The sequence below is a fragment of the Virgisporangium aliadipatigenens genome, from assembly GCF_016863615.1.
Classification (GTDB): Bacteria; Actinomycetota; Actinomycetes; order Mycobacteriales; family Micromonosporaceae; genus Virgisporangium; species Virgisporangium aliadipatigenens.
The window spans coordinates 73558-97814 of record NZ_BOPF01000012.1 but is presented as its reverse complement, the minus strand read 5'-3'; the positions used below and the strand labels follow the sequence as shown (position 1 = coordinate 97814).

Genomic DNA, 24257 nt, shown 5'->3' with positions numbered 1-24257 from the left:
TCGGCCGGCGGCGCCCGCTGTGCCCGTTCGGGCACGTGTCTCTAGTCCATTCCGCGGCGGCCCGGTGTCCAGAAGGGCTTGGAGACGAGCGCGGAGCGGGGCCAACCGCGTTCCCCCTGAAGATGCCTGCGAACGGCCTGGCAGGTCCGCGCCTCGCCGGCGATGTACGCGACCCCGGGCTCGTCCGGCAGATCCAGCGCCCGCAGCGCGGCGACGAGCGCGTCCGTCCCTTTAGGACAGACCCACTCCAGATCCCTTTCGCCGAACGACATCCGGTCGGACGGCGCGGCGACCTCGATGACGCCGTGCACCCGGGACGCGGCGGGAAGCGCCGCCAGCATCGCCCCGAACGCCGGACACGCCGTCTCGTCGCCGACGAACAGGTGGTACGCGGCCCCGTCGCGCGGCACCATCCGCCCCTCCGGCTTCATGAACGCCACCGGCTGACCGACCCGCGCCTCCCGCGCCCAGCGCGCCCCGGGACCGTCCTCGGGATGGTCGAGGACGCCCAAATCCAATCGGTCCCCGTCGACCTGCCAGACGGAGTAGGTGCGCAGGGACATGCCCTCGACCCGGACCCGTACGTGCTGGCCGGGCATCCAGTCGAGGCCGCGCACCGCCTCCCCGGCGAGGCTGACCCGGCGCATCCGCGGTGTCACCGGCGAGACGTCGGCGACGGTGGCCCGGACCAGGAAGCGGTCGACCACGTCCAAGAGCTTGCTCATGCCGTGCACGGTGCCGGTTAATGTGCACGTGAAGTCAACCGACACGCAGACGATCGGCGACCTCGCGGCCCGGTTCGGGCTGCCGACCCATGTGCTGCGGCACTGGGAGACGATGGGCCTGCTCGAACCGAAGCGTGACGGTGCCGGACGCCGGCGCTACGGTGACGCGGACCTGGAACAGGTGGCGATGATCCTGCTGGCCAAGGACGCGGGCTTCGCGCTGCGGGACATCCGGGCGCTGATGGAGACCGACGATCCGACGGACCGCACGGACATCCTCGAACGGCACGTGGCCGCCCTGACGGAACGCATCGCGCGGGCGACGGCGGCGAAGGAGCTCATCGAGGAGGGCATGAGGTGCCCGCTGCCGTTCGCCGAGTGCCCCGACGCGCGGGCGAAGGTCGCCGCGTACCTCCCACCCGCCAAGTGACCGGCCCGCAGCCGCTACATTCGCCCGCGTGAACGACCCGAAGACCCGCCGCGTTCTCGAGGCGGCGGGCTGGCACAGCGGCCGCACCGTCGACCTCGCCGCCTGGACGGCCGAACTGGTCGCCGACGGCTTCCCGCCGGTGCACACCGCGGCCCGCCGTTTCCTCGGCGAGTACGGCGGCCTCGCCGTCCACGACAGCGGCCCCGGCGTCACCAGCGCACGGGATCCCTTCAGCCTGGATCCGACCCGGTGCCTCGGCGAGGCCGACCGGTTCCGCGAGTGGAGCGCGTCCGCCGCTCGCGACATCGCACCGATCGGCGACCTGGACGGCGGACGCTACTGGCTCGGCATCGACGAACGAGCCGAGATCTACCTGGTCGAGACCTGGCTGGCGTCCTTCGGGCGGATGCCGCGGGCCCTGGACCACTTGGTGCTCGGCTACATGCCCACCGACCTCCCCTGAACGGCCGCCAGCGCCCGTTCCCACGGGAAGGCCACCGCGTCCCCGACGCCCGGCGGATGCGTCTCGAACAGCACCGTCACCCCCTCGGCCCGCAGCAGTTCCACGGCGCGACGGAACGGGAGCCGTCCCGCGAGGACACTGTTGACGAACGGCAGCAGCACGACCGGCACACCCCGCCCGATCGCCTCGGCGACGACGTTCAGCGCGTAGTTGTCGGCGATCCCGGCGGCCAGCTTGTTGACGGTGTTGAACGTCGCGGGCGCCACGATCACGGCATCCGGGATCGGGGAACGCGACGCCCCGAAGGCCCGGTACGCGCTCCGCACCGGCGAGCCCGCCAGGGCGGCCAGCGCACCGCCGTCGACGAAGTCGAGCGCCGCAGGCGTGACGACGACCCGGACCGTCCAGCCCGCCTCCCGGGCGAGCGCGACCAGCACACCGACCTGCGACGCCGGTCCTGCCGCGCACACGACCACGCACAGCAGCGGGCTCACCGCACCACCCCGACGGCCCGCGCGTACTCGTGCGCCCTCGGCCGCATCGACGCGGGGCAGCCCCGCCCGAGTCGTCGGATCAGCCGGTGCGTGGAGCGTCGGGCGCGCACCTCGTCCGGGGCGTGCCGTTCGGCCCCACGTACCGCGTCGAACGCCCGCTCCCACCGTCCCCAGTGGACATACGCACGCGCGGTGTCGACCAGGAGCGCCGCCCGGCGTTCCGGGAGCGGCAGCGCGGAGAGGTCGATGCCGGCGGCCTCCTCGACGGCGAGGCCGGCGTCGCCGATTTCCACCGCTACGGCCACCCGGTGGGCACGCACGTTCGTCGGCCCGAACGCCGTCCAGCGGGCATTACCGTCACGGCCGACTGCCCTGGCCGCTCCCGAGGCCTCGTCCAGCAGGTCTCCCGCGCGGTGCCGGTCACCTCGGTGGGCGCATGCGATCGCCGCGCGCAGCAGCAGCGCACCGCGCAGCGAATGCGTCGCCTCGTCGTGCGTGCCGGTGTCCCTTGTCAACCGGTCGGCCGCGTCGACGGCCACCGCGACGGCATTCTCGTGATAGCCGCCGGCGAACAGCGTGTGCACGACGGCCCGCGCGTTCGCCGCCACGACCACCGGATCCGCGCACTGCCGCGCGGCCGCCATCCCCCGGTCCGCCGCGACCGCCGCGAGCTGGGCGTCGTCGGTCTTGAGAAGCAGGCCGCTCGCCACCTGGTACGCCTCGGCGAGGAGCGCCTCCGCGCCGTCGCGGTGCGCGAGATCCTCAAGGACGGCGGGCAGGTGACGCAGCGCGACGCGGTACCGCCCCTGCTGATACAGGTGATGGATTCCGCCCACGCGCGCAGTGAGGGCCCCCAGGCTCTCCGGCCGTACGCCGGAGGGCGCTCCACCCAGTGCCGCCATCGGTGCGGCGGCCACGACGCGAAGCAACGCACGGCGGTCCACGTCCGGCGCCGCCACGTCGTCCGACCCGTCCACCGGCCCGCCGAAGGTGTCCGCATCGGGACGCGGTTCGGCACCCACCAAGGCCATCAGGCGTGCCAGCACGCCCCCGGTGCGCAGCGCGGCGTCGGCACGCCCCGCGAAGTCCGCGGTCGGGCGTCGTGCGGCCTTCTCCACCTTTCCTACGGTGGCGCCGCTGCTGTGCACCAGCGCACCGAGCGCGGTCTGGGAGAGACCCCGGTGCTCACGCCACCAGCGCAGCTCGGCACCGAAGAACTGTCGCGGCGATGCGTGCGGTGCCAGTGCCCTCGGCCGCTGTCCCATACCCGGAACCGTAGCCGCGCGACCCGGTCGCCGCCGTCCGATGCGGACAGCGCGCCTCGTCCGCGTGCGCCCTCTCGACACCGGACCCGACCGGCGCGATCGTCGGTCCATGACGACTCAGGACTGCCCGTGGTGGTGCAGCTCGCGATCGAGGTGGTGCAGGAGCCCGGCGCGGCCCGGCCGACGATCGTGTTGAGCCACTACTACTCGGGTGCGCTTCCCCGATTCACCAACCTCACGCTCCCGGAGATCCGCGCGCTGCACACCGCGACGGCGGCCGCGCTCGCGGTGGCGGAAAGGGCGCGCTGACGCCGGTGTCGTGCGGGACAGCGCGCTCGAGCGGCCGGTGGGCTAGTCCTTGCGGAGCAGGACGGCGTAGTCGTTCAGGGAGTAGAAGAGCTCGCCGTCGCGCGCCTGCCGCTCCAGATCCGCCAGCCACCCGTCCACCGACCCCTTGAGGGCGGGGTCGCGGCGCCCCTCCTGGGCGACCAGGTTCGCCGCCGTGTGCGCCGGGCCGCCCTCCTCGAAGGTCGTGTGGTGGCCGACCCAGGCGTACGTGCGCACGAGCGTCAACGGCGAACGCCGGGCCAGCCCGACCAGGCGCCGGCCGATCGTGCCGTCGGCGACCGTCATCCACGGCTGCACGGTGTCGCAGAAGCGGTGCACGAGGCTGCGGGTGAGCGCCAGGTCGGCGGAGGAGAAGACCAGCGTGTCGAAGTCGCTGTGCCCCAGCAGGAGATGGCCGCCGGGGGCGAGGATGCGCGCCGCCTCGGCCAGGAACGCCTGCGGGTCGGGCAGGGACTCGATGACGTTCTGGCTGAGCGCGGCGTCGACGGTGGCGTCGCCGAACGGCAGCCGCTCGTCGAGATTGGCGATGACGTGCCGGATGCGACGGTTGGCTCTGCCGCCGGGCTTCTGGTCCACGCCGACGAGCAGGCTGCTGTCCTCGACGCGGGCCGCGAGCGCCGCGAGCGTCAGCCCGCTTCCGCAGCCCAGGTCGACGACCGCGCCGCCGGGTCGCACGGGCAGCGCGGCGGCGAGATTCTGGTGACGCTGTGGGCCGAACATCGCGCCACCATATCGATCACCAACGCGGGTTCGGCACCTGGGCGACGCGTGGGTCCCGGCCGCCCGGCGGGCCGCGCCGCACATCCAGTGCTTCCATCAGTGTTCGGCGCGTTCGCTCGACCGAACCGGAAGCAGAACGTCCGCTACCGACCCTACGCTGCGGACATGGCCGAACCACTGGACACCATGCCGCCGCACCCGCCGCTCGAGCCGACCGAGGTCGAGATGGCGCTGTTCGGGCTGAACCGGGCCCGGGCGCAGTTCGCCTGGAAGGTGGGCGGGCTCGACGCCGCCGCGCTGCACCGGAGGTTTCCGCCGTCGGACATGACCCTCGCGCGGCTCATCAAGCACCTCGCGTGGGTGGAGGACTGGCGGACGGCGTCGTTCCTGACCGGGAAGCCGGTCGGCGCGCCGTGGGACACCGTCGCGCCCCTGCCCGACGACGACTGGTCCTGCGCGGACGGCGACTCCCCCGCCGAACTCTACGAGCTGTGGCGGGGCGCCGTGGCACGCTCCCGCGCGGCGTGGGACGCCGTGCTGGCCGACGGCGGACTCGACCAGGTGTCGCACTTCAAGACGCCGGTCAACCTGCGCTGGGTCATCGTCGACATGCACGAGGAGTACGCGCGGCACACCGGCCACGCCGACCTGTTCCGGGAGGCGATCGACGGCCTCGTCGGCGAGGACCCGCCGGCATGAACATCCGCATCGTCACCGCCGACCGGGTGCCGTGGGAGGACCTCGACGCCGTCTTCGGGCCGGGGAACCCGCACGGCAGCAACTGGGCGTCGAACAACTGCCGCTGCCAGCGCTTCAAGGTGCCGGGCTGGATGTGGCGCGACTCGACCCTGGCCGAACGCCTCGCCGCCCAGCGCGCGCAGGCCCGGGGCGGCAGCGGCCTCGTGGCCTACGTCGACGACGAACCGGCCGGCTGGGTCGCCGTCGAGCCGCGCGTCGCCTACCCGAAGCTGCTCACCACGAGGGCCCCGTGGACCGGCCGGAACGAGGACCGGCACGACCCCGACGTCTGGGCCGTCACGTGTTTCGTCGTGCGCAAGGGCTACCGCGGCCGGGGGCTCACGTATCGCCTGGCGGAGGCGGCCGCGGAACACGCGCGCGCGTGCGGGGCGAAGGCGGTCGAGGGCTACTCGATGCTGACCCGGCCGGGCAAGGTGATCACCTGGGGCGAGCTGCACGTGGGCGCCAAGCAGGTGTTCGAGGAGGCCGGGTTCCGGGAGGTGCACCAGCCGTCGGCGCGCCGGGTCGTCATGCGCAAGGACTTCTAACCACCCAGTCGGGGGAACGCGGGCGCCGCCGCGCCGGTGTCCAGTCGGTTGCGTAGGCGTTCGGCGCCCGCGGGGAGGAACGGCCCCAGCTCGTGCGTCACCGCCCGGCAGGCGTGCACCAGCGACCCCAGCACCTCGTCGAGGCGTCCGGCGTCGGTCAGCTCCCACGGGCGGGTGGCGTTGACGTAGCGGTTGGCGGCGTCGACGACCGTCCACAGTGCACCGGTCGCCGCGCGGAAGTCGAAGCGCCGCAACGCCTCGTCGACGCGGGCCGGGAGCTGCGCCGTCCCGAGTCCCGCGTCGGGTCCGCTCCGCGGGATCGCGCCGTCGCGGAGATGTCGCACGAGGCCGAGGGTGCGGCTGACGAGGTTGCCGATGCCGTTCGCGAGGTCGCGGTCGGCGCGCGCGACGAGGCGCCGCACGGTGAAGTCGGTGTCGCCGAGCGGTGCCACGTCGCGCAGGAGCCACCAGCGCACCGCGTCGACGCCGTAGCGGGCGACGAGTGCGGCCGGATCGACGGCGTTGCCGGCGCTCTTGGCGAGCTTGGCGCCGTCGACCGTCAGGTAGTCGTGCACGACGATCGTCGTCGGCAGCGGCTGCCCGGCCGACAGCAGCAGCGCCAGCCAGTACACGGCGTGGAAGCGCACGATGCCCTTGCCGATGACGTGCACCCGTTCGGTCGAGTCGACCCACCAGCGCCGGTAGGCGGCGTCGTCGGTGGCGTAGCCGAGGGCGGTGACGTAGTTGGCGAGCGCGTCCCACCAGACGTAGACCACCTGTCCCGGATCGTCCGGCACGGGCACGCCCCAGCCGTCGGAACGCGCCGCCGGGCGGGAGACGCTGACGTCGCTCAGTCCACTTCGGACGAACGCCAGAAGTTCGTTGCGTCGCGCGGCCGGCTCGACGCGCACCCGGCCCGACTCCAGGATGTCGAGCAGCGCGTCGGCGTGGCGGGACAGCCGGAAGAACCAGTTCTCCTCGGCGACGCGCTCGGTCGGCAGGCGGTGCTCCGCGCAGTGCGCCGCATCCGTGAACGCCTCGCAGCCGCCGCAGTACCGCCCGACATACCGCCGCCGGTACAGGTCGTGCGCGGTCTCCCGCCAGAGGCGGTGCACACCCGGCGCGTGCCGGTGATCCGTGCCGGTCGCGATGAAGTCGTCGAAGGACAGGTCCAGCGGACCCCGCAACGCGGCGAAGCGCGCACTGTTGCCGCCGACGAACGCCCGCACGTCGACCCCGGCCGCGCGGGCGGCGGCGACGTTCTTGAGCGCGTTGTCGTCGGTGCCGGTGAGGAAGCGCACGGGTTGCCCGCGCAGTCGCCGGTGTCGGGCGAGAACGTCCGCCTGCACCAGTTCCAACGCATGACCGAGATGCGGTGCGGCATTGACGTACGGGATGGCGGTGGTGACGTAGAAGCTCATGGTTCTCCCTTCGCCCGGGCGGTGCGAGGGGTGACGCGTCGACGGCCCCGCACACCGGCGGGACTCGATTCGATGGTGTCAGCGCACGACGAGGCCCCGCGGAAGGAGGCGCATCATCGACGTCATGCCCGACATGCTCGCACCCCCGCGCCGCGGCGGGCCACCGAGTTACGCGACGGCGCAGACCCGCAGGACCAGCGCCCGCTCGGGCGTGAGCAGCGGCGCGGCGATGCCGACCTCCGCCAGCACCCGGCCCGGCAGGGTGACGTCGCCGCGCTCCACCCACCCGGGCGGCGCCGCCTGAACGGTCCGCGGCGCGGCCCCGACGGCGAGCGGCCGCACGGTGTACGTGCGATCCGGGTCCAGTCCGGGGAACCGGATCGGCGCCGGCAGCGCGCTCGCCGAGGCGCGCATCGTCACGTAGGCGTACACGGCCTGCGTGCGATCCGCGGCGACGACGCCGTGCAGGAGGCGTTCGGGATCGTCGCCGCCGGGCAGGGCGGTGCGCACCACCGTGCCGGTGTGCAGGAGCGGGCGAAGCTCCTTGTACAGCGCGACCCACGCGGCGACGGCGCGGCGGTCGGAGTCATCGGCGGTCGTGAGGTCCCACTCGATGCCGGCGCCGCCGAAGAGCGCGGTCGCCAGCCGGAACCCCAGATCGGTGCGCCGCCCGGTGATGTGCGCGGTCGGGGCGCCCACGTGCGCACCGAGGTACTCCGGCGGCACGAGCACCCCGGTCCAGCGCTGGATGCGTTGGCGTTCCAGGGGATCGTTGGTGTCGGAGGTCCAGAACCGGTCGACGTGCTCCAGGATGCCGAGGTCGACGCGCGCACCGCCGGAGGCGCAGCTCTCGATCTCCACGTGCGGGTGCCGCGCGCGTAACGCGGCGAGCAGGCGGTAGAGGGCCGTCGTCTGCCGGTGCGAGACGCCCTCCAGCAGCAGATCGCGGTTCTGGTCCCACTTCAGGTACGCGATGGGGTATTCGCTCAGCAGCGCGTTCAGGCTGTCGAGGACGTACTGCCACGCGCCGGGCTCGGCGAGGTCGAGCACGCGCTGGTGGCGCCACGTGAGGGCGTCGGGCGGGCCGAGCAGCCAGTCGGGATGCGCGCGTGCGAGTGCCGAGTCCGGCGACACCATCTCGGGCTCGACCCAGAGGCCGAACTCCATGCCGCGCTCGCGGACGGCGTTCACCAGCGGGTGCAGGCCGTCGGGCCAGCGTTCGGGGTCGACGGTCCAGTCCCCCAGCGCGCGCCGGTCGTCGGTGCGGCCGGTGAACCAGCCGTCGTCGAGCACGAAGCGTTCGACCCCGACCTCGGCGGCGGCGTCGACGAGCGGGCGCAGCCGTTCCATGCTCTGGTCGAAGTACACGGCCTCCCAGGTGTTGAGCACCACCGGGCGCGGGATCGGCCGTTTGACCGCACGGATCTCGGCGTGGAACCGCGCCGACAGGCCGTCGATGCCGGAGTCCGACCAGCCGGCCACGGCCCACGGGCTCTCGTAGGACTCCCCCGGCCCGAGGACGATCTCGCCGGGGCCGAGCAGTTCGCCGCAGCCGAGCACCGCGCGGCCGAGCGGGCTGCGTTCGGCGAAGACCCGCTTGTCGCCGCTCCACGCGAGGTGCACCGCCCAGATCTCGCCGCTGTCGAAGCCGAAGCCGGGCGTGCCGAGCATCATGAGGTACGGGTCGTCGTGGCCGGGCCGGCCGTGCCGGGTCTCCCGCAGCCACACGCCGTCGCGCAGCGGCATCCGCTGCGGCCGCCGTTCGTAGGACCAGACGCCGCTGAAGTCCATCAGCTCGCGGGCGCGGTCCGGCACGGGCAGCAGCATGTCCACTGTGGACGGTGTGAACGGCGCGTCGCCGGTGTTGGTCAGCCGGTGCCGCAGGCGCAGCAGGCCCTGCGCGGTGAGTTCGATCGAGGTGTGCAGCACCAGCGGGCCGGAGCGGGACTCGGTCGTCACCGACACCGGCGACGGCCGGGAAACCAGAGCGAGGCGCCACGCCGACGCGCCGCCGACCGCGGGCCGGCCGGTCCAGCCCTGGTCCGGCCCGGCCAGCAGCGACAGCCGCAGCGGCAGGTCCATCGCGCTCGGCGGGACGGCCGGCACCAGAGCGTCCACAAGGGACACCGGGTCCACGTCGCCGAGGTCGCGTCCGAAGTGGACGATCGCCGGCGGGTGCGGCCCGCGGGCGTCCAGCACGAGGCCGGTGCCCGCGGACCGCAGCTGAATCAGCACATCACTATCCCTTCACGGGAACGCTCCGGCGCCTCGCTGAGCGTACCGCCGCCGCGTTCAGTAGGCGGGGATCTCGGGATCGGGGGCCGGCTGCGGGGGTGGGCCGGAGCGGAACGTGATGCCGTAGTGGGCGGCGGCGCGCCGGTACTTCCACAGCGCGAAGAGCGTCATCACCACGGCACCGCCGACCGGGGTGAGGAGCGACAGCGGCCCGGGCACGCCCGCGTCGGTGAAGTACTCGCCGAACAGCTGTCCGAGCGCCACGCCGGTCCAGGCGAGCAACGGCGTCACGAGCGGCCGCAGCAACGGGTTCCCGTCGACGGCGCGGTAGCCGTGGACCCACGCGTAGTACGGGATCGCGAAGGCGCACAGCGCCATCTGCACCCCGAGGTAGAACATCACCAGCGCCACCAACGGGTTCTGCCGCTTCGCGGCGTCCGGTGTGAACCCGAGCTTCGTCGCCAGGTAGAACGCCCCCATCAGCATCGGCAGGACGGCCAGGGCGGCCAACGGCCCGCGCCCATCGCCGACCACTGCCCGGCCCGGTCCCGCGAGGAGAGCACCATCACGGCCACGACGAGCAGGTACGCCGGCACGACGGTGTGCACGACCGCCTCGAGCGCGTCGCGGGATACACCCACTCCGCAGCCGGCAAGGTAGCGCCCCCTCGCCGATCTTGCAGTTGTGGCGGCCGCATACCACCGTGAAAACGGATGCGCCGGGCACCACAACTGCAAGATCGGCGCAGCGGGGTCAGCTCCCGTACGCGGACAGCAGGCCGGTGTAGCGCTTCGGCGGGGGCAGCGCGTACTCCCCGGACCAGGCGGTGCGCAGGCCGCAGCGGACCAGGCCCGCCACGGTGGAGACCGCGGCCGCCACCCCGTCCACGACCGGCGCGCCGATCCGCCGGGAGACGGCGGCGCACAGGTCGGCCATCCCGGCGCACCCGAGCACGATCACGTCGGACCGGTCGCGGGACAGCGCCTCCGCGGCCAGCGCGGTCACCCGGTCCACTGTGGACGGATCGCTTTCCAGGTCGAGGACCGGGATCTCGCAGGCGTGCACGCCCTTGCAGTGCGCGGCGAAGCCGTACCGGGCGGCCAGTTCCCACGCGCGGCCGGCGGTGCGCTCGAGCGTGGTCACCACGCTGAAGCCCCGCCCCAGGAACGACGCCGCGTGCATGGCCGCCTCGGCGATCCCGACGACCGGCCCCGATGCGATCTCGCGCGCCGCGTCGAGGCCCGGGTCGCCGAAGCACGCGATGACGTAGCCGTCGACCTGAAGACGTTCCCCCGAAAGAACCTCGGCCAGGATGCCCGGGACCGCGAGGGCCTCGTCATAGTGACTCTCGATCGACGCCGGGCCCATGGCGGGCGTGACCGCCTCCAGGCGGACGCCCGGACCGATCACGGCCCGGGCGCACTCCTCGATCGTGGCGGTCATCGCCGGCGTCGTGTTGGGGTTAATCACCCTGAGGAACACGGGAACCCCGCGCGAGCGCCAGATACACCACGAACCCGATGCCCATCCCGATGAACCACGAGTACTGGGCGGTGGTGTGCATGCCCGGCCCGTCGGTCCACAGCACCGGCACCATGGCGATCGCCGCGCCGAGCGCCGTCGCGACGATCGCGGGCGGGTTGTATCCGCGCTTGTACCAGTACCGGCCCGACGGGCTCATGGTGAACATGTCGTCGACCACCACGACCTGCTTCTTGATCAGGTAGTAGTCGGCGATGAGCACCCCGAACAGCGGCCCGATGAAGGCGCCCAGCGTCTCCAGCGTGTAGTGGATGACGTCGGGGTTGTTGTAAAGGTTCCACGGCGTGATGAGCACCGAGCCGACGGCCGCGATCATCCCGCCCATCCGCCAGCTGATCCGCTGCGGACTGACGTTGGAGAAGTCGAACGCGGGCGAGATGAAGTTCGCGACGATGTTGATGCCGATGGTGGCGATGCTGAACGTCAACGCCCCCAACACGATCGCGAACGTGCTGTCGATGCGGGCCACCGTGGCGACCGGGTCGGTGATGAGTTCGCCGAAGACCGGCACGGTCAACGAGGCGGTGATGACGGTCAGCAGCGAGAACGCCAGGAAGTTCACCGGCAGCCCGAGCAGGTTGCCGCGCTTGACCGCGCCGAAGGACTTTCCGTAGCGGGAGAAGTCCCCGAAGTTGAGCATCGGCCCGGAGAAGTACGACACCACCAGGGCGATCGCGCCGAGCATGATCGGCAGAGCGTCCATGCCCTTGTACTTGACCTCGCCGAGGTTCAGGTCGATCTCGCCGAAGCCGGCCTTCCAGATGAGATAGCCGCACAGCACGAACATGACGACGTACACCGCCGGCCCGCAGAAGTCGATGAACCGCCGGATCGACTCCATGCCGGTCCAGAAGACCGCGGCCTGCAACACCCACAGGACGGCGTACGAGCACCAGCCGAGCAGCGGCAGCCCGAGGAACCCCCACTGGTCCACGTCGGCGTACGGCGCCAGCGACGGGAAGAGCTTCAGCAGCACCACGTCCAGGGCGGCCGAGGCGAGGTAGGTCTGGATCCCGTACCACGCCACGGCGATCAGCCCACGGATCACCGCCGGAACGTTGGCCCCCAGCACCCCGAAGACCGGCCGGCACATGACCGGATACGGCACGCCCGTCACCTGACTGGGCTTGGCGACCAGGTTGCAGAAGAAGTAGACGATCGTGATGCCGACGACGAGCGAGACCAGCACCTGCCAGCTCGACAGCCCGAGCGCGAACAGGCTTCCGGCGGTGACGTACCCGCCGACGCTGTGCACGTCGGACATCCAGAACGCGAAGATGTTGTACGAGCCCCACGACTGCTTCGCCAGCGGGGCGAGATCCTCGTTGGTGAGGCGTGGGTCGTACTCCGGCTTGACCAGTCCGGTGCCGACCGGCATGCCGGCGGCCTCGACGAGGTCCTGCGGCCCGTCCACGGTGACGGGCGTCGATGGTGTGACTGTGTCGGCCATGCCCACTCCCCTCGTAACGCTGGGGCAGACGTTAGGGACGGGCTGTTTCCGAACGGTTTTGCGAACGATATATCTTCCGCCGGGACCCCTCCGATCGACGGTTGCCTAATCTGGCGCCCAGCCGACGACATCCGTAGGAGGCAACGGGGGAAAGGAAAGCGTCAATGATCGGAAAACGCGTCGTCACAGCGGCGTTGGCGGTGTCCGTGGCCGTCGGGCTGGGCCTGCTCAACGCCCCGGCCGCGACCGCCGCACCCGCCGGCAAGCGGGTCGAACGGGGCATGGTCATCACCGGGTTCGACGAGGGCGTCGCCCACCGCAACGGCTACAAGATCGTCACCTATCCCGACGGGACCAAGCAGTCGGTGCCGATCGACGGCAGGTCGGCGAAGCGGAAGGGCCCGGTGCTCAAGGTGCAGCGGGCGGCCCGGCAGAACAACGACCGAAACGAGGTCTGGGGCAACTGCGGCAAGTCCTGGATCGCCCTGAGCAAGGTGCGGCGCTGGACGGTCTCGGTCGCCAGCGGCTTCACCAACGCCCCCTACCCGGCCGTCGCCTGGAGCTGGAACGTCCAGCTCGCCGACAGCGTCGGCACCCGGGTGGAGAGCTACGAGAGTGTGATCGGGCTGCGGGACTACGCGACCCGCGGCTGGTTCAACATCCGGCAGGTCAACCGGAGTTACGCCTTCATCCAGTCCGGTGTCGTGGTGCTCGTCAACGGCTACGTCTGCCATCCGGGCCGGCCCGACGTGTCGGTTCGGACCTGACATACGCGCACCCTTCCCGCCCGGCCGTCACGGTCGGGCGGGATCCGTCAGGATCACCAGCCGCCGCGTCGCCCGGGTCATCGCGACGTACCGGTCGACCGCCGCCCACCGCTGCGGATCGACCAGGACCACCAGGTCGAACTCGAGCCCCTTCGCGAGCACCGGCGTCAGCGACCGGACCCGCTCGCGTGCCACGAACGACGGCAGGCCGATGACGCACGCGGTGCCCTCGGTGTGCGCGGCGAGGACGGTCTCGAGTTCGGCCACCGCGCCGTGGTAGACGGGGATGCCGCTGCTGCGGATCGACGTCGGCACGTTCGCGTCCGGGACGGCGGCCCGGATCACCGGCGCGGCCTCGTCCATGACCTCCGCCGGCGTGCGGTAGTTGACGGTCAGCGAGGCCTCGTGGATCCGGTCGATCCCGATGCGGGCGAGGCGTTCGCGCCACGACTCGGTGAACCCGTGCCGGGCCTGCGCGCGATCGCCCACGATGGTGAGGCTCCCGGACGGGCAGCGCAGCAGCACCATCTGCCACTGCGCGTCGGTCAGTTCCTGCGCCTCGTCCACGACCACGTGCGCGAACGGCCCCGCCAGCACGTCCGCCTCCGCCTCCGGCAGCACCGTCTCGTCGACCAGGACCTCCCGCAGGTCCTGCTGCACCAGCATCCGCATCAGCCCCTCGCCGTCGTCGTACGCGTGCGAGGCGATGAGGTCGTCGACGACCTCGTCCATCCGTTCGCGCTGCACGGCTACGGCCGCGTCGTGCGCCCGCCTGCGCCGGGAGGCCTCCGGATCGCCGAGCCGCTGCCGGGCGGCGTCCAGGAACGGCAGGTCCGCCACGGTCCACGCGTGCGGATTCTCCTTGCGCTGCAAGGCCTTGATCTCGTCCACGCGCAGCCAGGGCGCGCACCGGCGCAGGTACGCCGGCACCGACCAGAGGTCGCCGACGACATCGGGCGCCGTCAGCAGCGGCCACGCCCGGTTGAACGCCGCACGCAGTTCCCGGTTCCGCTCGAAGGCCTTGCGCAGCAGGCGTTCCGGCTCGTCGCCGTCGTACTTGTCGGCGAGGATGGTGAGGAGTTCGTCCCAGACGCGGTCGCGCGCCTCGTTGTGCGGCGTGCCGGGATCCACCGCTGCGAACGCCTCCGCCCAGTCCTGCGGGCCCAGCCACACGTCGGACTCGTGCGTGGCGACCCGCATGCCCGTCGTCGGCGGTTCCTCGTAGAAACGCACCGCGGTCTCGACGCAGCGCACGAGGTCCGCGGACGCCTTGAGCCGCGCCACCTCCGGGTCCGTCTCCTCCGCCGCGGTCGCCCCCTCCGGGACGAGGTCGCGCAGCGTGCAGGTGCGCACCCCCTCCTCCCCGAGACTCGGGAGAACGTCACCGACGTAGGCCAGATACGGCTCGTGCGGCCCCACGAAGAGGACGGCGCCCTGCCGGTGCCCGAGGCGGGGGTCGGCGTAGAGCAGGTAAGCGGTGCGGTGCAGCGCCACGACGGTCTTTCCCGTGCCGGGCCCGCCGTCGACCACGAGCGCACCCGCGGAGCCGGCCCGCACGATGGCGTCCTGGTCGGCCTGGATGGTGCCGAGCACGTCGCGCATCTGAGCCGAACGGCTCGCACCCAGCGTCGCGATGAACGCCGACTGGTCGTCGAGAGCCGCGTTCGCGTCGAACCCGTCCGGGGTGAACACCTCGTCCCAGTAGTCGTTGATCCGGCCCTGGTTCCAGCGGTAGCGGCGGCGGCTGGTGAGCCCCATCGGGTTGGCGTGGGTCGCCCCGAAGAACGGCTCCGCGGCGGGCGAACGCCAGTCGACGAGCAGCTGCCGCCCGGCGCCGTCGGTGAGGCCCAGGCGGCCGACGTAGACCGTTCCCTCGGCGCTGACCATCCGGCCCAGGCACATGTCCAGCCCGAACCGCCGCAGCGTGCCCAGCCGCGCGCTGAGCCGCCGGATCTCGTCGTCCCGGTCGATCGCCTGGCGGCCCTTGCCACCGGCCGCTTTGCGGGCGGCGTCGAGGCGTTCGGAGAGTTCGGCGATCGCCCGCGCGAGGCTCTGCCCGACGGCCGCGAAATGCGCCTCGTCGGCCGTGATCATGGCCGGGTCGGCCTTCACCGCGAGCCGCTCGGGCAGCTCGAACACGCTCGTGTTCAACGGGTGCACGCGGACAGCTCCTTCGCGGCGACGTCGGTCCCGTCGGTGCGGATCGTGGGCGCCACCTCGGCCGCCCGGGCCTTCGTGCCCGGCGCCAGCGCGATCTCCAGCGCGGCCGTCAGGGAGTCCACGCTCGGCACCGGACCCTCGTGGGCCGCGCCGATCCCCAGGGCCGCCACCCGGGCGGCGAAGTACGGCTGGTCCCCCATCAGCGGCACCACGACCTGCGGCGCACCGGCCCGGGCGGCGGTGTGCGTGGTGCCCGCGCCGCCGTGGTGCACCGCGGCGGCGACCCGGCGGAAGAGCGCCTGCTGGTTGATCTCGCCGACGCTCAGGCAGTCGTCCCCGTCGACCAGCGGCGCCAACCCGGACCAGCCGCGCGACAGGATCACCCGGCGGCCGTGCGCCCGGGCCGACGCGACCGCGACCCGCGCGAACTCCTCCGGCGCGCGCTGGCTGCCGAAGGTCATGAACACCGGCGCCTCCCCCGCGTCGAGGAACGCCTCCACCTCGGCCGGCAGGGGGCGTTCGTCCGGCAGGATCCAGGCGCCGGTCTGCACGACGTCGACCTCGGCCGGGGTGATCCAGGGGGCGAGCACCGGGTCGGCCGCCACCCACGTGTGGCCGGTCAGGATGTGCCCGCGCACGTCGTCCACCGGCGCCAGGCCGAACTTCGTCCGGCTCGCGTTGAGCGCCCCGCCGAAGATCTCGTGGTATCCCTGGCGGGCCAGCGCGTCCTGTTCGGCACGGTCGGTCACGCCGGCCGGGAACGGCCGCCCCGGCGCCGGCCACACCGGGAAGTGCGGCGACGGCACGAAGATCGGGCAGTAGTTCACCCACACGAACGGGATGCCGAGCTTCTCCGCGATCGACCGACCGGCCGCGACCGCCGGGATGATCCCCGAGGCCAGCAGCGCGTCACAGCCAACGGCTGCCGGCAGCACCTGCTCGAACCACGCCTCGGTCACCTCGGCCGCGCGCCGCGGGATGTCGGCGAGCGACGGCGGCTTCGCCCCGTGCACCAGGTCCCGCACCGACGGCCCGACCGGCACCAGCGGCACGTCCGCCTCGGCCAGGCGGTCCGCGCAGTCCGGCGGCGCGGCGATCCGCGCGTCGTGCCCGAGCGCGCGTAGGTGCGCGGCGAGACCGGCGAGCGGTTCGACGCCACCGCGGGAGTCCATCGTCGTCAGAAGTACACGCATTGCGCAAATCTCCCCGAATCAGGCCGTTCCCGGTTCCGGTGGACGATTCTGCGCCATGACCAGGGTCTTGCCGCAAGCCCCGGGGTGCGGTATACGTTAAAAGTGGCCGGAGAACCGGCCTTTCTTTATGCCTCGGGTTCGGCGAACAATCCGGTGTCCTTCGGCAGCCGCGCCACGTAGCCCTGCAGCCGATGGTGGTGCTCCGCGCACACCCGCAGCAACGCCTCACCGTCGCGCGCCGTGAACGCCGCCAGCATCCGCGCGTGGTCGCCGTGCAGCAGCTCCCGTTCGGCCCCGTCCAGGTAGGACATCGGCTGCAGCGGCTCGGTCAGGTTCCACGCGGTGTCGAGCATGTGCAGCAGCCGGCCCATCCGGCAGGGGCGCAGCAGCGCCAGGTGGAACCGGCGGCTCTCCCGGTGGTGCGCCCGCCGGTCCCCCGCGACGACGGCCCGTTCGAGGGTGGCGTGGGCGGCGCGGGCGCGTTCGTCGTCGGAGGCGTCGGCCAGCGCCACGGCGACCCGCAGGGCGGCCGTCTCCAGCGCCTCGCGCACCAGGTAGATCTCGCCGAACTCCTGCGCGGTCAGCCGCGCCACCTGATACCCGAGGTGCGGCCGGTGGTCCACCAGCCCCTCGCCGATGAGCGTCATCAGCGCCTCGCGCACCGGGATCCGGCTCACCCCGAACGCCGCCGCCACGCCGTCCACCGGGATCGGCGACCCGGGCGGCACCTCGCCGTCGAGGATGCAGGCGCGCAGCTCGTCCAGGATCACCACCGGCGCCCGCCCCGCCGTCCGTCCGGCCAGCCGCGCCAGCAGCGCCGACCTGCGACGGGAGCCCTGCATGACCGGCAGCCTATGACGGGACTGTTAGGGATTCATTTCCTGGACGACCAGCGCCAACGCGTCGGCGACCTGGTCCGGATGGGTCAGCATGGCCAGGTGATGGGTCGGCAGTTCGACCACCGGCAGCCCCGCCGCGCGGGCGGCCTCCGCCGGTTCCCGGTAGCCGTCGCTGAGCAGCAGGTAACCGCCCGGGCCGGTCCACGCCTGCGGGTCGGTGCGCTCGGTGAAGTACCGCCACGGCAGCCGGGGCAGGTCGGTCACGAAACCCGCGCGCACCGCCGGGTCGGGCAGCAGCGAGTCGAGCGTGCCGGCCGGGAACCACTCGTGCCACGGGGGCAGCCGACCGTCGTCGCGGACGAGGGCGCGCAGGTGCTCCACCAGTTCCCGCGGAGCCGAGTCCAGCCACGAACCACCCGGATAGGGCAGCAGCGAGTCCGCGTAGACGACGGCCCGGGCCTGCGTCTGTCGCGCGATCGCCGGGAGCAGCGGTCCGGCGCCGCTGTGGCCGACCAGGACCGCACCGCGGTCGGGGACGAGGTCGGCGATCGCCGGCAGGATCGACCCCTCGACCGAGAGCGCCGGGGTCAGGTCGGGAACGGAGACCTCATGACCCCGGAGCGCGAGCCGGGCCGCGACCTGCTTCCAGGTCGACGGCCCGACGAGCGGAGAGTGCAGAAGTACCAGCAAATCAGACCGGCGCGAGCTCGTCGTCGGCGTCGACGGCCTCGCTGACGGCGTGCAGGCGGGTGCTGCGCAGGGTCAGCAGGCTGGAGAAGAAGCCGGCGAAGATCCCGATCGTGCCGAGCGACATCGAGGTGGCCGACAGCAGCACCACGCGGATCGTCGGGTCGCCCGGCGGCAGGCCGCCGAAGCCGCCGGTCCCCCACTTGGTCACCGCCACGACCGTGCCGATCAGGCCGAGCAGGATCAGGCTGAGCCCGACGGCCACGCAGCGCTCCAGGCGCAGGATCCGCGTCCAGCGGGCCACGTGGTCGGTCCGCACGATGCCCTCGTGCCAGCCGTAGATCTCGGCGAAGCCGCCGAAGAGGACCAGCTGCGCGCCGACGATCAGGGCCAACGTCGCATAGATCATCGCGTTGACGTCCAGGCCGATCGACCCCAGCTTGATCTGGGTGAACGTCAACACGAGCGTGCCGACCAGCCCGATCCCCGACAGGGCCAGCCCCGGCCACACGAGGGTCTTGCGCGGCGCGAAGACCAGCAGGAAGCGCAGGTGCCGCCAACCGTCGCGCCACGTGCGCAGGTGCGGCGGGCGGCTGCGGCCGTCCGGCTGGAGCGTGGTGGGCACCTCGACCAGCGAGTAGCCGGCGAGCGCGGCGCGCACGACCAGCTCGGAGGCGAACTCCATGCCCGGCATGCACAGGCCCAGCGCCTGGATGCGCTCCTTGTTGAAGCCGCGGATGCCGCAGTGGAAGTCGCGGACCTCCTTGAGGCCGAACAGCACCCGGCCGAGCCAGGAGAGCACCGGGTTGCCCAGGTACTTGTGCAGCGGCGGCATGGCCTTCGGCGCGATCCCGCCCTTGAAGCGGTTGCCCATGACGACGTCGTGCCCCTCGCGGAGCCGCTCGATGAACGGCCCGAGCTTCGTCAGGTCGTACGAGTCGTCGGAGTCGGCCATGATCACGTATTCGCCGCGGGCGGCGTCGATGCCGGCCATGATCGCGCCGCCGTAGCCGCGGATCGGGGCGTTGACGACGCGCGCGCCGTTGTCGACCGCGATCTGCTGCGAACCGTCGGTCGAGCCGTTGTCGCTGACCAGGACCTCGCCGTTGACCCCCAGGTCGGCGAGGCACTTGACCGCCTTCTGCACACACACGGCCAACGTCTCGGCCTCGTTGAGGCACGGCAGCACCACCGTGACCTCGACGGGTCCCGGCTTCTCGCCGGGGAAGATCGCTTCAGACGACATCGGAAGTCCTAACGGGGAATTCACGGGGGTATATGCGGGCACGCTGCGTGACACCACGCGCCCCGGCGTCACGTTCTGCGAAACCTTACCGTGGACCGCCGGGACGCTGTATAAGACCCACGACCGTTTGGCGCCCTCAACGAACCTTTTCGCAGGGCAGCATCAACCAGGGGTACCAGATCCGCCCGCCGTAGCGGGCCTCCACCGAGCGCGCGTCGGGGCGTGCCGCACACTCGGCACGGGCCCGCTCGACCGTGACGCTCCAGGACTCCACGTAGTTACGCGGCTGCACGACCCGGTAGTGCGCCGCGCAGGTGGCGACGACCAGGGCGGTGTACAGCGCGACCGGCAGCCAGCCCCTCACGCTCGCGCCCTCGCGCGGCCGCAGCAGGGCGACGAGCGCCACGATGATCATCGGCGCGGAGGCCATCAGATAGCGCTCGGTGTCCTGCAGCAGGTGATCCGGCACCAGATAGGAGTCGGTCGGGTAGCCCATCCCCATCATCGCCAGGCACAGCACGGCGGCGCTGTTGACCGTCGCGAACAGCGCCAGCCCCCAGGCCGGTCGGGTGAACCTGCGGGCCGCCAGCACGATCGCCGCCGCGATGACCGCGTACACGATCACCATCCGGACGGCGTGCAGCGCCGGGTCGCGCGGCGAGCGCATCCAGCTCTCCCCCAGGACCGCCGCCGGCACCCCCCACAGCAGCCACTCCAGGAACGCCCACAGCGGGTCGATCCGCGTGGTCGACAGCCCTTCCCGGCTGTTCACGCCGGAGACCAGCGACAGGCCCTGCACCAGCGTCGTCAGCAGCACCGCCCCGGCCAGGAGGTACGACCAGCGGTCCCGGCGCAGCCACGCCCGCGCCAGCGCCAGCGGCACGAACGCCAGGATCAGGATCGTGGTCATGCCGGTGAGCACCACGATCCCGCCGGCGGCGAGGCGCGTCCACCGCCCGGTGGGCACGTACATCAGCGCCCAGAACGTCGTGTACATCGCCGCGAACTGCAGCGTCGCGATGTTGTTCGGGGTGAGGATGCCGGCCACGTTGCCCAGCACCAGCGGCAGCGCCACGACGAACCGCAGCCACGGCCGCTCGAGGTGCGCGCCGCTCGCGACGTACACGAACAGCGCGAACAGGCACGTGACCAGCGCCGCCAGCGTCGACATGACGGCCGGCGCCCACCCGATCGGCAGCACGGTGGGCAACTCGGCGATCATCCGCGGCAGCAGCACGAAGTACCCGTTGAGCCCCTTGAGGAGCGTCCGGTCCGTGGTCGAGTTCAGCGCGTCGTTGAGGAAGTGGTTGCCGTCCTCGGCCCAGATCGAGTCGAACGCCCCGTGCCCCTGGGTGCGCAGCAGGCTCAGCACGGTGCCGGCCGCCACGAGCACGACCGCCACGACGGCGCCCCGCCAGGTGACCCGGACCGCCGGCCCCGCCGGGAAGACGGCCTCGGACCAGCGGCCGCGCCGGTCCCGCCGGGCCTCCCCATCAGCCGACCGGATCACGGCAGCCACGCTCACTCGAATCTCCCTCAGTCCCGCAGGCGGTCACACGGGATGACGACCTGCGGCCACTTGTTGCCCCACATGGTGCTGCCGGCGCCGATCGTGACCGTCTTCTGCGCGGTCGCCTTGCACGTCGCGGTGGCCGCCCGGACCTCCTTGCGCCACGGCTGGCTGTACGAACGCGGGTTGTCGTGCCGGAAGTTCACCGCGCACACGACGACCAGCAGCGTCACGTAGGCCACCACCGGCCAGACGTTCGCCGGCCACTTGGCGGGGTCGAACCCGGGATCGCCGTCCGGGCGCAGCAGCGCCACCACGGTCACGGTCAGCAGCAGCATGGCCGGCACCAGGTACCGGTCGGTCCAGATCAGCGCCTTCTCGTCGACGAGGTACGAGTCGGTGTCGTAGCCCATCGCCATGATCTCCAGCGCGAAGATCCCGAACGCGTGCGCCGCGGCCACCGCCGCCAGCACCCACGCGGGCTTCGTCACCCGGCGCACGGCCAGGTACACCACCAGCCCGATCACGACCCACGCCAGCAGCACCAGAACGGCGTGCTCGGCCGGGCGTTCGTGCGGGTTGACCCAATTGCCGTTCTGGTGGTTGACCGGGGGTTCCAGCCACTTCTGGCCGAGCACCGAGTACGGCAGCCCGTACACGACGAACTCCAGCAGCGCCCACGCCGGGTCCGGCCGCGGGTGCGAGATGCCGGCGCGCGACGCCGCCCCGGACACCAGCCCGCCGACCTGCACCGCGAGGCCGATCACCAGCCCCCCGAGCAGCCAGAACGCCTGCCGCCCGCGCGTCGCCACGGCCCGGAAGATCGCCAGCGGCAGCAGCGCCACGACCAGGATCGTGGTGAGCGCCGACAGCACCGCGAACGCCACCCCGAAGATCCGCCCGGCGCGGGTGGTCGGCACCCACAGCAGCAGCCAGAAGAGCGCGTACAGCAGCAGGAACTGCTGGGTCACGATCGTGTGCGGCGTGAACAGGGCACCGACCGGCGTCACCACCACCGGGGCGGCGATCACCAGGCGCAGCACCGGGCTCGGCACGTGCGCGCGGCTGACCACGTAGACGAGCAGCGCGATACCGGCCGCGCACGCCGCCGCGATCGCCGACAGGGCCACCGCCGACAGCGAGATCGGCGCGATCGCGGCCACCTCGCCGAGCAGCCGCGGCACGGTGATGTAGTAGCCGTTGAGCGGGGTCGTGACCGCCGTCCAGAACGGCTCGTTGAGCGCGTCGGTCAGCAGGATCGAACCGTCCTCGGCCCAGACGGTGTTCAGCGCGCCGGGGCCGCGGGCCCGGTTCACGCCGACGATCGTGCCGACCGCGACGGCGGCCAGCGCGAGCACCACGGCGCGCCAGGTGACCGGCCGCGACGGCGCGGTCAGGAAGAGTCGTTCGGCGACGAGCGCGACCGGTGAACGGTGCGACTCCTGCGGCGACTCCTCCGGGGTGTCCGGTTCCACGGCATCCGGCTCCACGGCTATCGACAACGGGGACTCCTACAGGCGGGGGGTGGTTCTGGCTATGAGCCGTTGCCCTTCGAGATCCCGCCCGAGAGGCGCGGGTCGCCGGGGCGCAGCCAGAGCGCCCACTCATGGTTCGGGTCGTAGACCACCTGCACCCAGCCGAGGGCTTGCCCGTTCCAGTCGTCCTTGTTGCGGCTGCGCCACGGGCCGATGACCACGGTCGCGTCCGCCGGCGGCAGCTCACCCGCCCGGTGGTCGAACTCGGTGATGCCCTCCCAGTAGACCTCGCGCTGGTGGTTGAGCCGGGCGCCGAGCGACACCCACTGGGAGGTGGCGATCTTGTCCGCCGGACCGATCTTCAGATCCTGCTTCAACAGCGGCGCCGTGGCGTACTGGAAACGCGACATCGGCCGGATGGTCTTGAGGTTGGTGACCTCCATGGCGGCGACGTTGAGCGCCAGCACGCCGACCAGAGCCAGTGCGATGTTGCGCGAACGCGCCTTGCCGACCAGGGCCGCGAAGACGCACAGCAGCACCATCGAGATCACGGTCACCTGCGCCACGGCCAGGTGGCTGAAGGTGTAGGTCAGGAACGACACCTCGGGGGTGTCGAAGCGTTCGAAGTACTCGCGGCCGCTCATCCGGGCCAGCACCAGGAAGCCGGTCACGCCCACCAGCAGCGTCGTGTGCCAGATCAGCCGCCGGGCGCGACGCCCGTCGGCACCGATCAGCGCCGTGCCCGCGAGCATGACGAAGACCGGCATGAGGAACGCGATGTAGCGGAAGTACACGTGATTGCTGACCCGGCCGTCCGGCGGCAGCGCCATCGCCGAGCTGAACGAGATCAGCACGACCGTCACCAGCGCCGTCGCGAGGGTGACCCGCTGCGCGAACGGGCTCTTCACCGGGTCGACCCCGCGCCAGCGGGCCCAGGCCACCACGAAGCCCACGCCGGCCAGCCCGTACGTCGCCACGGTGGCGTACCAGTACTGCCCGACGGCGTCGCAGAGCGTCTGCACCAGCTTGCTGGCGTCGGTGAGGCGTTCGACGAACCGGCCGCCGGGCTCGACCCCGCCGCGCAGCACGGAGTCGGCGGTCAGCGACTGCACGAAGGTGTCCACCCGGGTCACCGCGAACGCCGTCACCAGCGCCGCGGCGGCCACCTTCCAGCGCAGCCGCTGCATAAGGATGATCACGACGACGACCCCGACGAACACGCCGAGCATGACCAGCCCGCGAACGTGCACCGTGTACGCGTAGCCGACCACGGCCCCGGCCCCGAGCGCGGCGGCCGCGCGGCTGCGCGTCGTGCGGCCGGCGAGCCAGCCGTGGATCAGCAGCAGCCAGGCCAGCCCGATCGGCGCGAACAGCACGTCGGTGAGCGTGAACTCCGAGTAGTACGCCACGGCCGGCAGCGCCGCCGCGACGAACGCCAGCCCGAACGCCACCCACCGCTTCGCCTCGAGCACGCGCCGGCCGAAGAGGTACGCGAGCGGGAAGCAGATCGCGTTGAGCACGGCGCCGATGATCTGCGCCGCGTCGTACACCTTGAACGGGTCCTGCGTGAAGTTGTAGATCGGCGACAGGATCAGCGGGTATCCCATCCGCCGGAACGCCGCCGTGTCGTTGCCCAGCCCGCCCGGGCCGCCCGCGATGGCCCGCGCCGAGAGCAGGTAGCGGTCCTCGTCGGCGTGCGCGATCGGGGTCGTGACCGACTGCGTCAGCCAGATCCGCCACGCCGCGTGCGCCAGGAACCCGAGCACGACCGCGACGACGATCACCCAGCGCCGGCCGCCCGACTCCTCGGCGCGTGGCGGGGTGTCGGTGTCCGGCTCGACCGGCCCGGTGGCGTCGGTCGGCTCGGTCACGGCAGCCGCACTGGTACCCACGTTGACTCGGCCTCCATGGTGTGTGACGTCGCCCTCCGGTATGTCCGGGGCGGTGACGGACGGAGATGTTACCCGAGCCCCGGAGTGGTTCCCGGGCGCCGGGCGCACG

At 72.2% G+C, this 24257-nt stretch carries 24 protein-coding genes; 6 read left to right on the top strand and 18 right to left on the bottom strand.

Annotated features, from left to right (window positions below):
- Positions 1-41: 41 nt before the first annotated feature.
- Positions 42-725, bottom strand: a complete 684-nt coding sequence (locus Val02_RS17745; RefSeq protein WP_203900200.1) for a siderophore-interacting protein — start codon at positions 723-725, stop codon at positions 42-44.
- A 28-nt stretch (positions 726-753) separates the two neighbouring features.
- On the opposite strand from Val02_RS17745, the gene Val02_RS17740 reads away from it, so the two are divergent.
- Positions 754-1155: a MerR family transcriptional regulator gene (locus Val02_RS17740; RefSeq protein ID WP_203900199.1), complete on the top strand. Its 402-nt coding sequence runs from the start codon at positions 754-756 to the stop codon at positions 1153-1155.
- A 28-nt stretch (positions 1156-1183) separates the two neighbouring features.
- Positions 1184-1618: an SUKH-3 domain-containing protein gene (locus Val02_RS17735; protein WP_203900198.1), complete on the top strand. Its 435-nt coding sequence runs from the start codon at positions 1184-1186 to the stop codon at positions 1616-1618.
- Here Val02_RS17735 and Val02_RS17730 read toward each other — a convergent pair.
- Together Val02_RS17730 and Val02_RS17725 are read right to left on the bottom strand one after the other, a co-directional pair.
- Complete coding sequence (locus tag Val02_RS17730; RefSeq protein ID WP_203900197.1) at positions 1594-2112, bottom strand: flavoprotein; 519 nt, start codon at positions 2110-2112, stop codon at positions 1594-1596. The two genes, Val02_RS17735 and Val02_RS17730, sit on opposite strands and share 25 nt — an antisense overlap.
- Entirely contained in the window at positions 2109-3377 is a 1269-nt protein-coding gene (locus tag Val02_RS17725; protein ID WP_203900196.1) for a helix-turn-helix domain-containing protein, read from the bottom strand. The genes Val02_RS17730 and Val02_RS17725 overlap by 4 nt, the downstream gene beginning before the upstream one ends.
- Positions 3378-3506: 129 nt before the next feature.
- Between Val02_RS17725 and Val02_RS17720 the strand changes: the two genes are divergently transcribed.
- On the top strand, positions 3507-3686 hold the full coding sequence (locus Val02_RS17720; RefSeq protein ID WP_203900195.1) for a hypothetical protein: 180 nt from the start codon (positions 3507-3509) through the stop codon (positions 3684-3686).
- A 42-nt stretch (positions 3687-3728) separates the two neighbouring features.
- Here Val02_RS17720 and Val02_RS17715 read toward each other — a convergent pair whose 3' ends face one another.
- Positions 3729-4445: a methyltransferase domain-containing protein gene (locus Val02_RS17715; RefSeq protein ID WP_203900194.1), complete on the bottom strand. Its 717-nt coding sequence runs from the start codon at positions 4443-4445 to the stop codon at positions 3729-3731.
- 165 nt (positions 4446-4610) lie between these two features.
- Between Val02_RS17715 and Val02_RS17710 the strand changes: the two genes are divergently transcribed.
- Together Val02_RS17710 and Val02_RS17705 are read left to right on the top strand one after the other, a co-directional pair.
- Positions 4611-5144: a mycothiol transferase gene (locus Val02_RS17710; protein WP_239153111.1), complete on the top strand. Its 534-nt coding sequence runs from the start codon at positions 4611-4613 to the stop codon at positions 5142-5144.
- On the top strand, positions 5141-5731 hold the full coding sequence (locus Val02_RS17705) for a GNAT family N-acetyltransferase (RefSeq protein ID WP_203900193.1): 591 nt from the start codon (positions 5141-5143) through the stop codon (positions 5729-5731). Before Val02_RS17710 ends, Val02_RS17705 begins: the two co-directional genes overlap by 4 nt.
- Here the strand turns inward: Val02_RS17705 and Val02_RS17700 are convergent.
- The 6 genes from Val02_RS17700 to Val02_RS17675 form a co-directional block, all read right to left on the bottom strand.
- The gene (locus tag Val02_RS17700; protein ID WP_203900192.1) at positions 5728-7152 is read right to left on the bottom strand and encodes a methionine--tRNA ligase; all 1425 of its coding nucleotides are present in this window, start codon (positions 7150-7152) and stop codon (positions 5728-5730) included. The genes Val02_RS17705 and Val02_RS17700 overlap by 4 nt on opposite strands.
- Positions 7153-7320: 168 nt before the next feature.
- On the bottom strand, positions 7321-9387 hold the full coding sequence (locus Val02_RS17695; protein WP_203900191.1) for an alpha-galactosidase: 2067 nt from the start codon (positions 9385-9387) through the stop codon (positions 7321-7323).
- A 57-nt stretch (positions 9388-9444) separates the two neighbouring features.
- Entirely contained in the window at positions 9445-9897 is a 453-nt protein-coding gene (locus Val02_RS17690) for a hypothetical protein (protein WP_203900190.1), read from the bottom strand.
- Positions 9867-10028: a hypothetical protein gene (locus Val02_RS17685; protein WP_203900189.1), complete on the bottom strand. Its 162-nt coding sequence runs from the start codon at positions 10026-10028 to the stop codon at positions 9867-9869. Before Val02_RS17685 ends, Val02_RS17690 begins: the two co-directional genes overlap by 31 nt.
- Positions 10029-10140: 112 nt before the next feature.
- Positions 10141-10830 (bottom strand): aspartate/glutamate racemase family protein, encoded by a 690-nt coding sequence (locus Val02_RS17680; protein WP_239153109.1) that lies wholly within the window; start codon positions 10828-10830, stop codon positions 10141-10143.
- Positions 10831-10849: 19 nt separating this feature from the next.
- A complete protein-coding gene (locus Val02_RS17675; protein ID WP_203900187.1) occupies positions 10850-12379 on the bottom strand; it encodes an NCS1 family nucleobase:cation symporter-1 in 1530 nt (509 codons plus the stop codon).
- A 164-nt stretch (positions 12380-12543) separates the two neighbouring features.
- Between Val02_RS17675 and Val02_RS17670 the strand changes: the two genes are divergently transcribed.
- On the top strand, positions 12544-13146 hold the full coding sequence (locus Val02_RS17670) for a hypothetical protein (RefSeq protein ID WP_203900186.1): 603 nt from the start codon (positions 12544-12546) through the stop codon (positions 13144-13146).
- A 27-nt stretch (positions 13147-13173) separates the two neighbouring features.
- Here the strand turns inward: Val02_RS17670 and helR are convergent, their stop codons facing one another.
- The 8 genes from helR to Val02_RS17630 form a co-directional block, all read right to left on the bottom strand.
- Positions 13174-15297, bottom strand: coding sequence for an RNA polymerase recycling motor ATPase HelR (helR, locus tag Val02_RS17665; protein ID WP_275415587.1), 2124 nt, complete (start codon positions 15295-15297; stop codon positions 13174-13176).
- Complete coding sequence (locus tag Val02_RS17660) at positions 15294-16499, bottom strand: glycosyltransferase (protein ID WP_203900185.1); 1206 nt, start codon at positions 16497-16499, stop codon at positions 15294-15296. The genes helR and Val02_RS17660 overlap by 4 nt, the downstream gene beginning before the upstream one ends.
- Positions 16500-16624: 125 nt before the next feature.
- Positions 16625-17341, bottom strand: coding sequence for a GntR family transcriptional regulator (locus Val02_RS17655; RefSeq protein ID WP_203900184.1), 717 nt, complete (start codon positions 17339-17341; stop codon positions 16625-16627).
- Positions 17342-17365: 24 nt separating this feature from the next.
- Positions 17366-18028, bottom strand: coding sequence for an alpha/beta fold hydrolase (locus Val02_RS17650; RefSeq protein WP_203900183.1), 663 nt, complete (start codon positions 18026-18028; stop codon positions 17366-17368).
- A 1-nt stretch (position 18029) separates the two neighbouring features.
- Entirely contained in the window at positions 18030-19271 is a 1242-nt protein-coding gene (locus Val02_RS17645; RefSeq protein WP_203900182.1) for a glycosyltransferase family 2 protein, read from the bottom strand.
- 136 nt (positions 19272-19407) lie between these two features.
- A complete protein-coding gene (locus tag Val02_RS17640; RefSeq protein WP_203900181.1) occupies positions 19408-20796 on the bottom strand; it encodes a hypothetical protein in 1389 nt (462 codons plus the stop codon).
- Between the two features lie 11 nt (positions 20797-20807).
- Positions 20808-22283 carry a hypothetical protein gene (locus Val02_RS17635; protein ID WP_203900180.1) on the bottom strand — a complete coding sequence of 492 codons (1476 nt, stop codon included), beginning with the start codon at positions 22281-22283 and terminating at the stop codon, positions 20808-20810.
- A gap of 32 nt (positions 22284-22315) precedes the next feature.
- Complete coding sequence (locus Val02_RS17630; protein ID WP_203900179.1) at positions 22316-24148, bottom strand: hypothetical protein; 1833 nt, start codon at positions 24146-24148, stop codon at positions 22316-22318.
- Positions 24149-24257 lie beyond the last annotated feature (109 nt).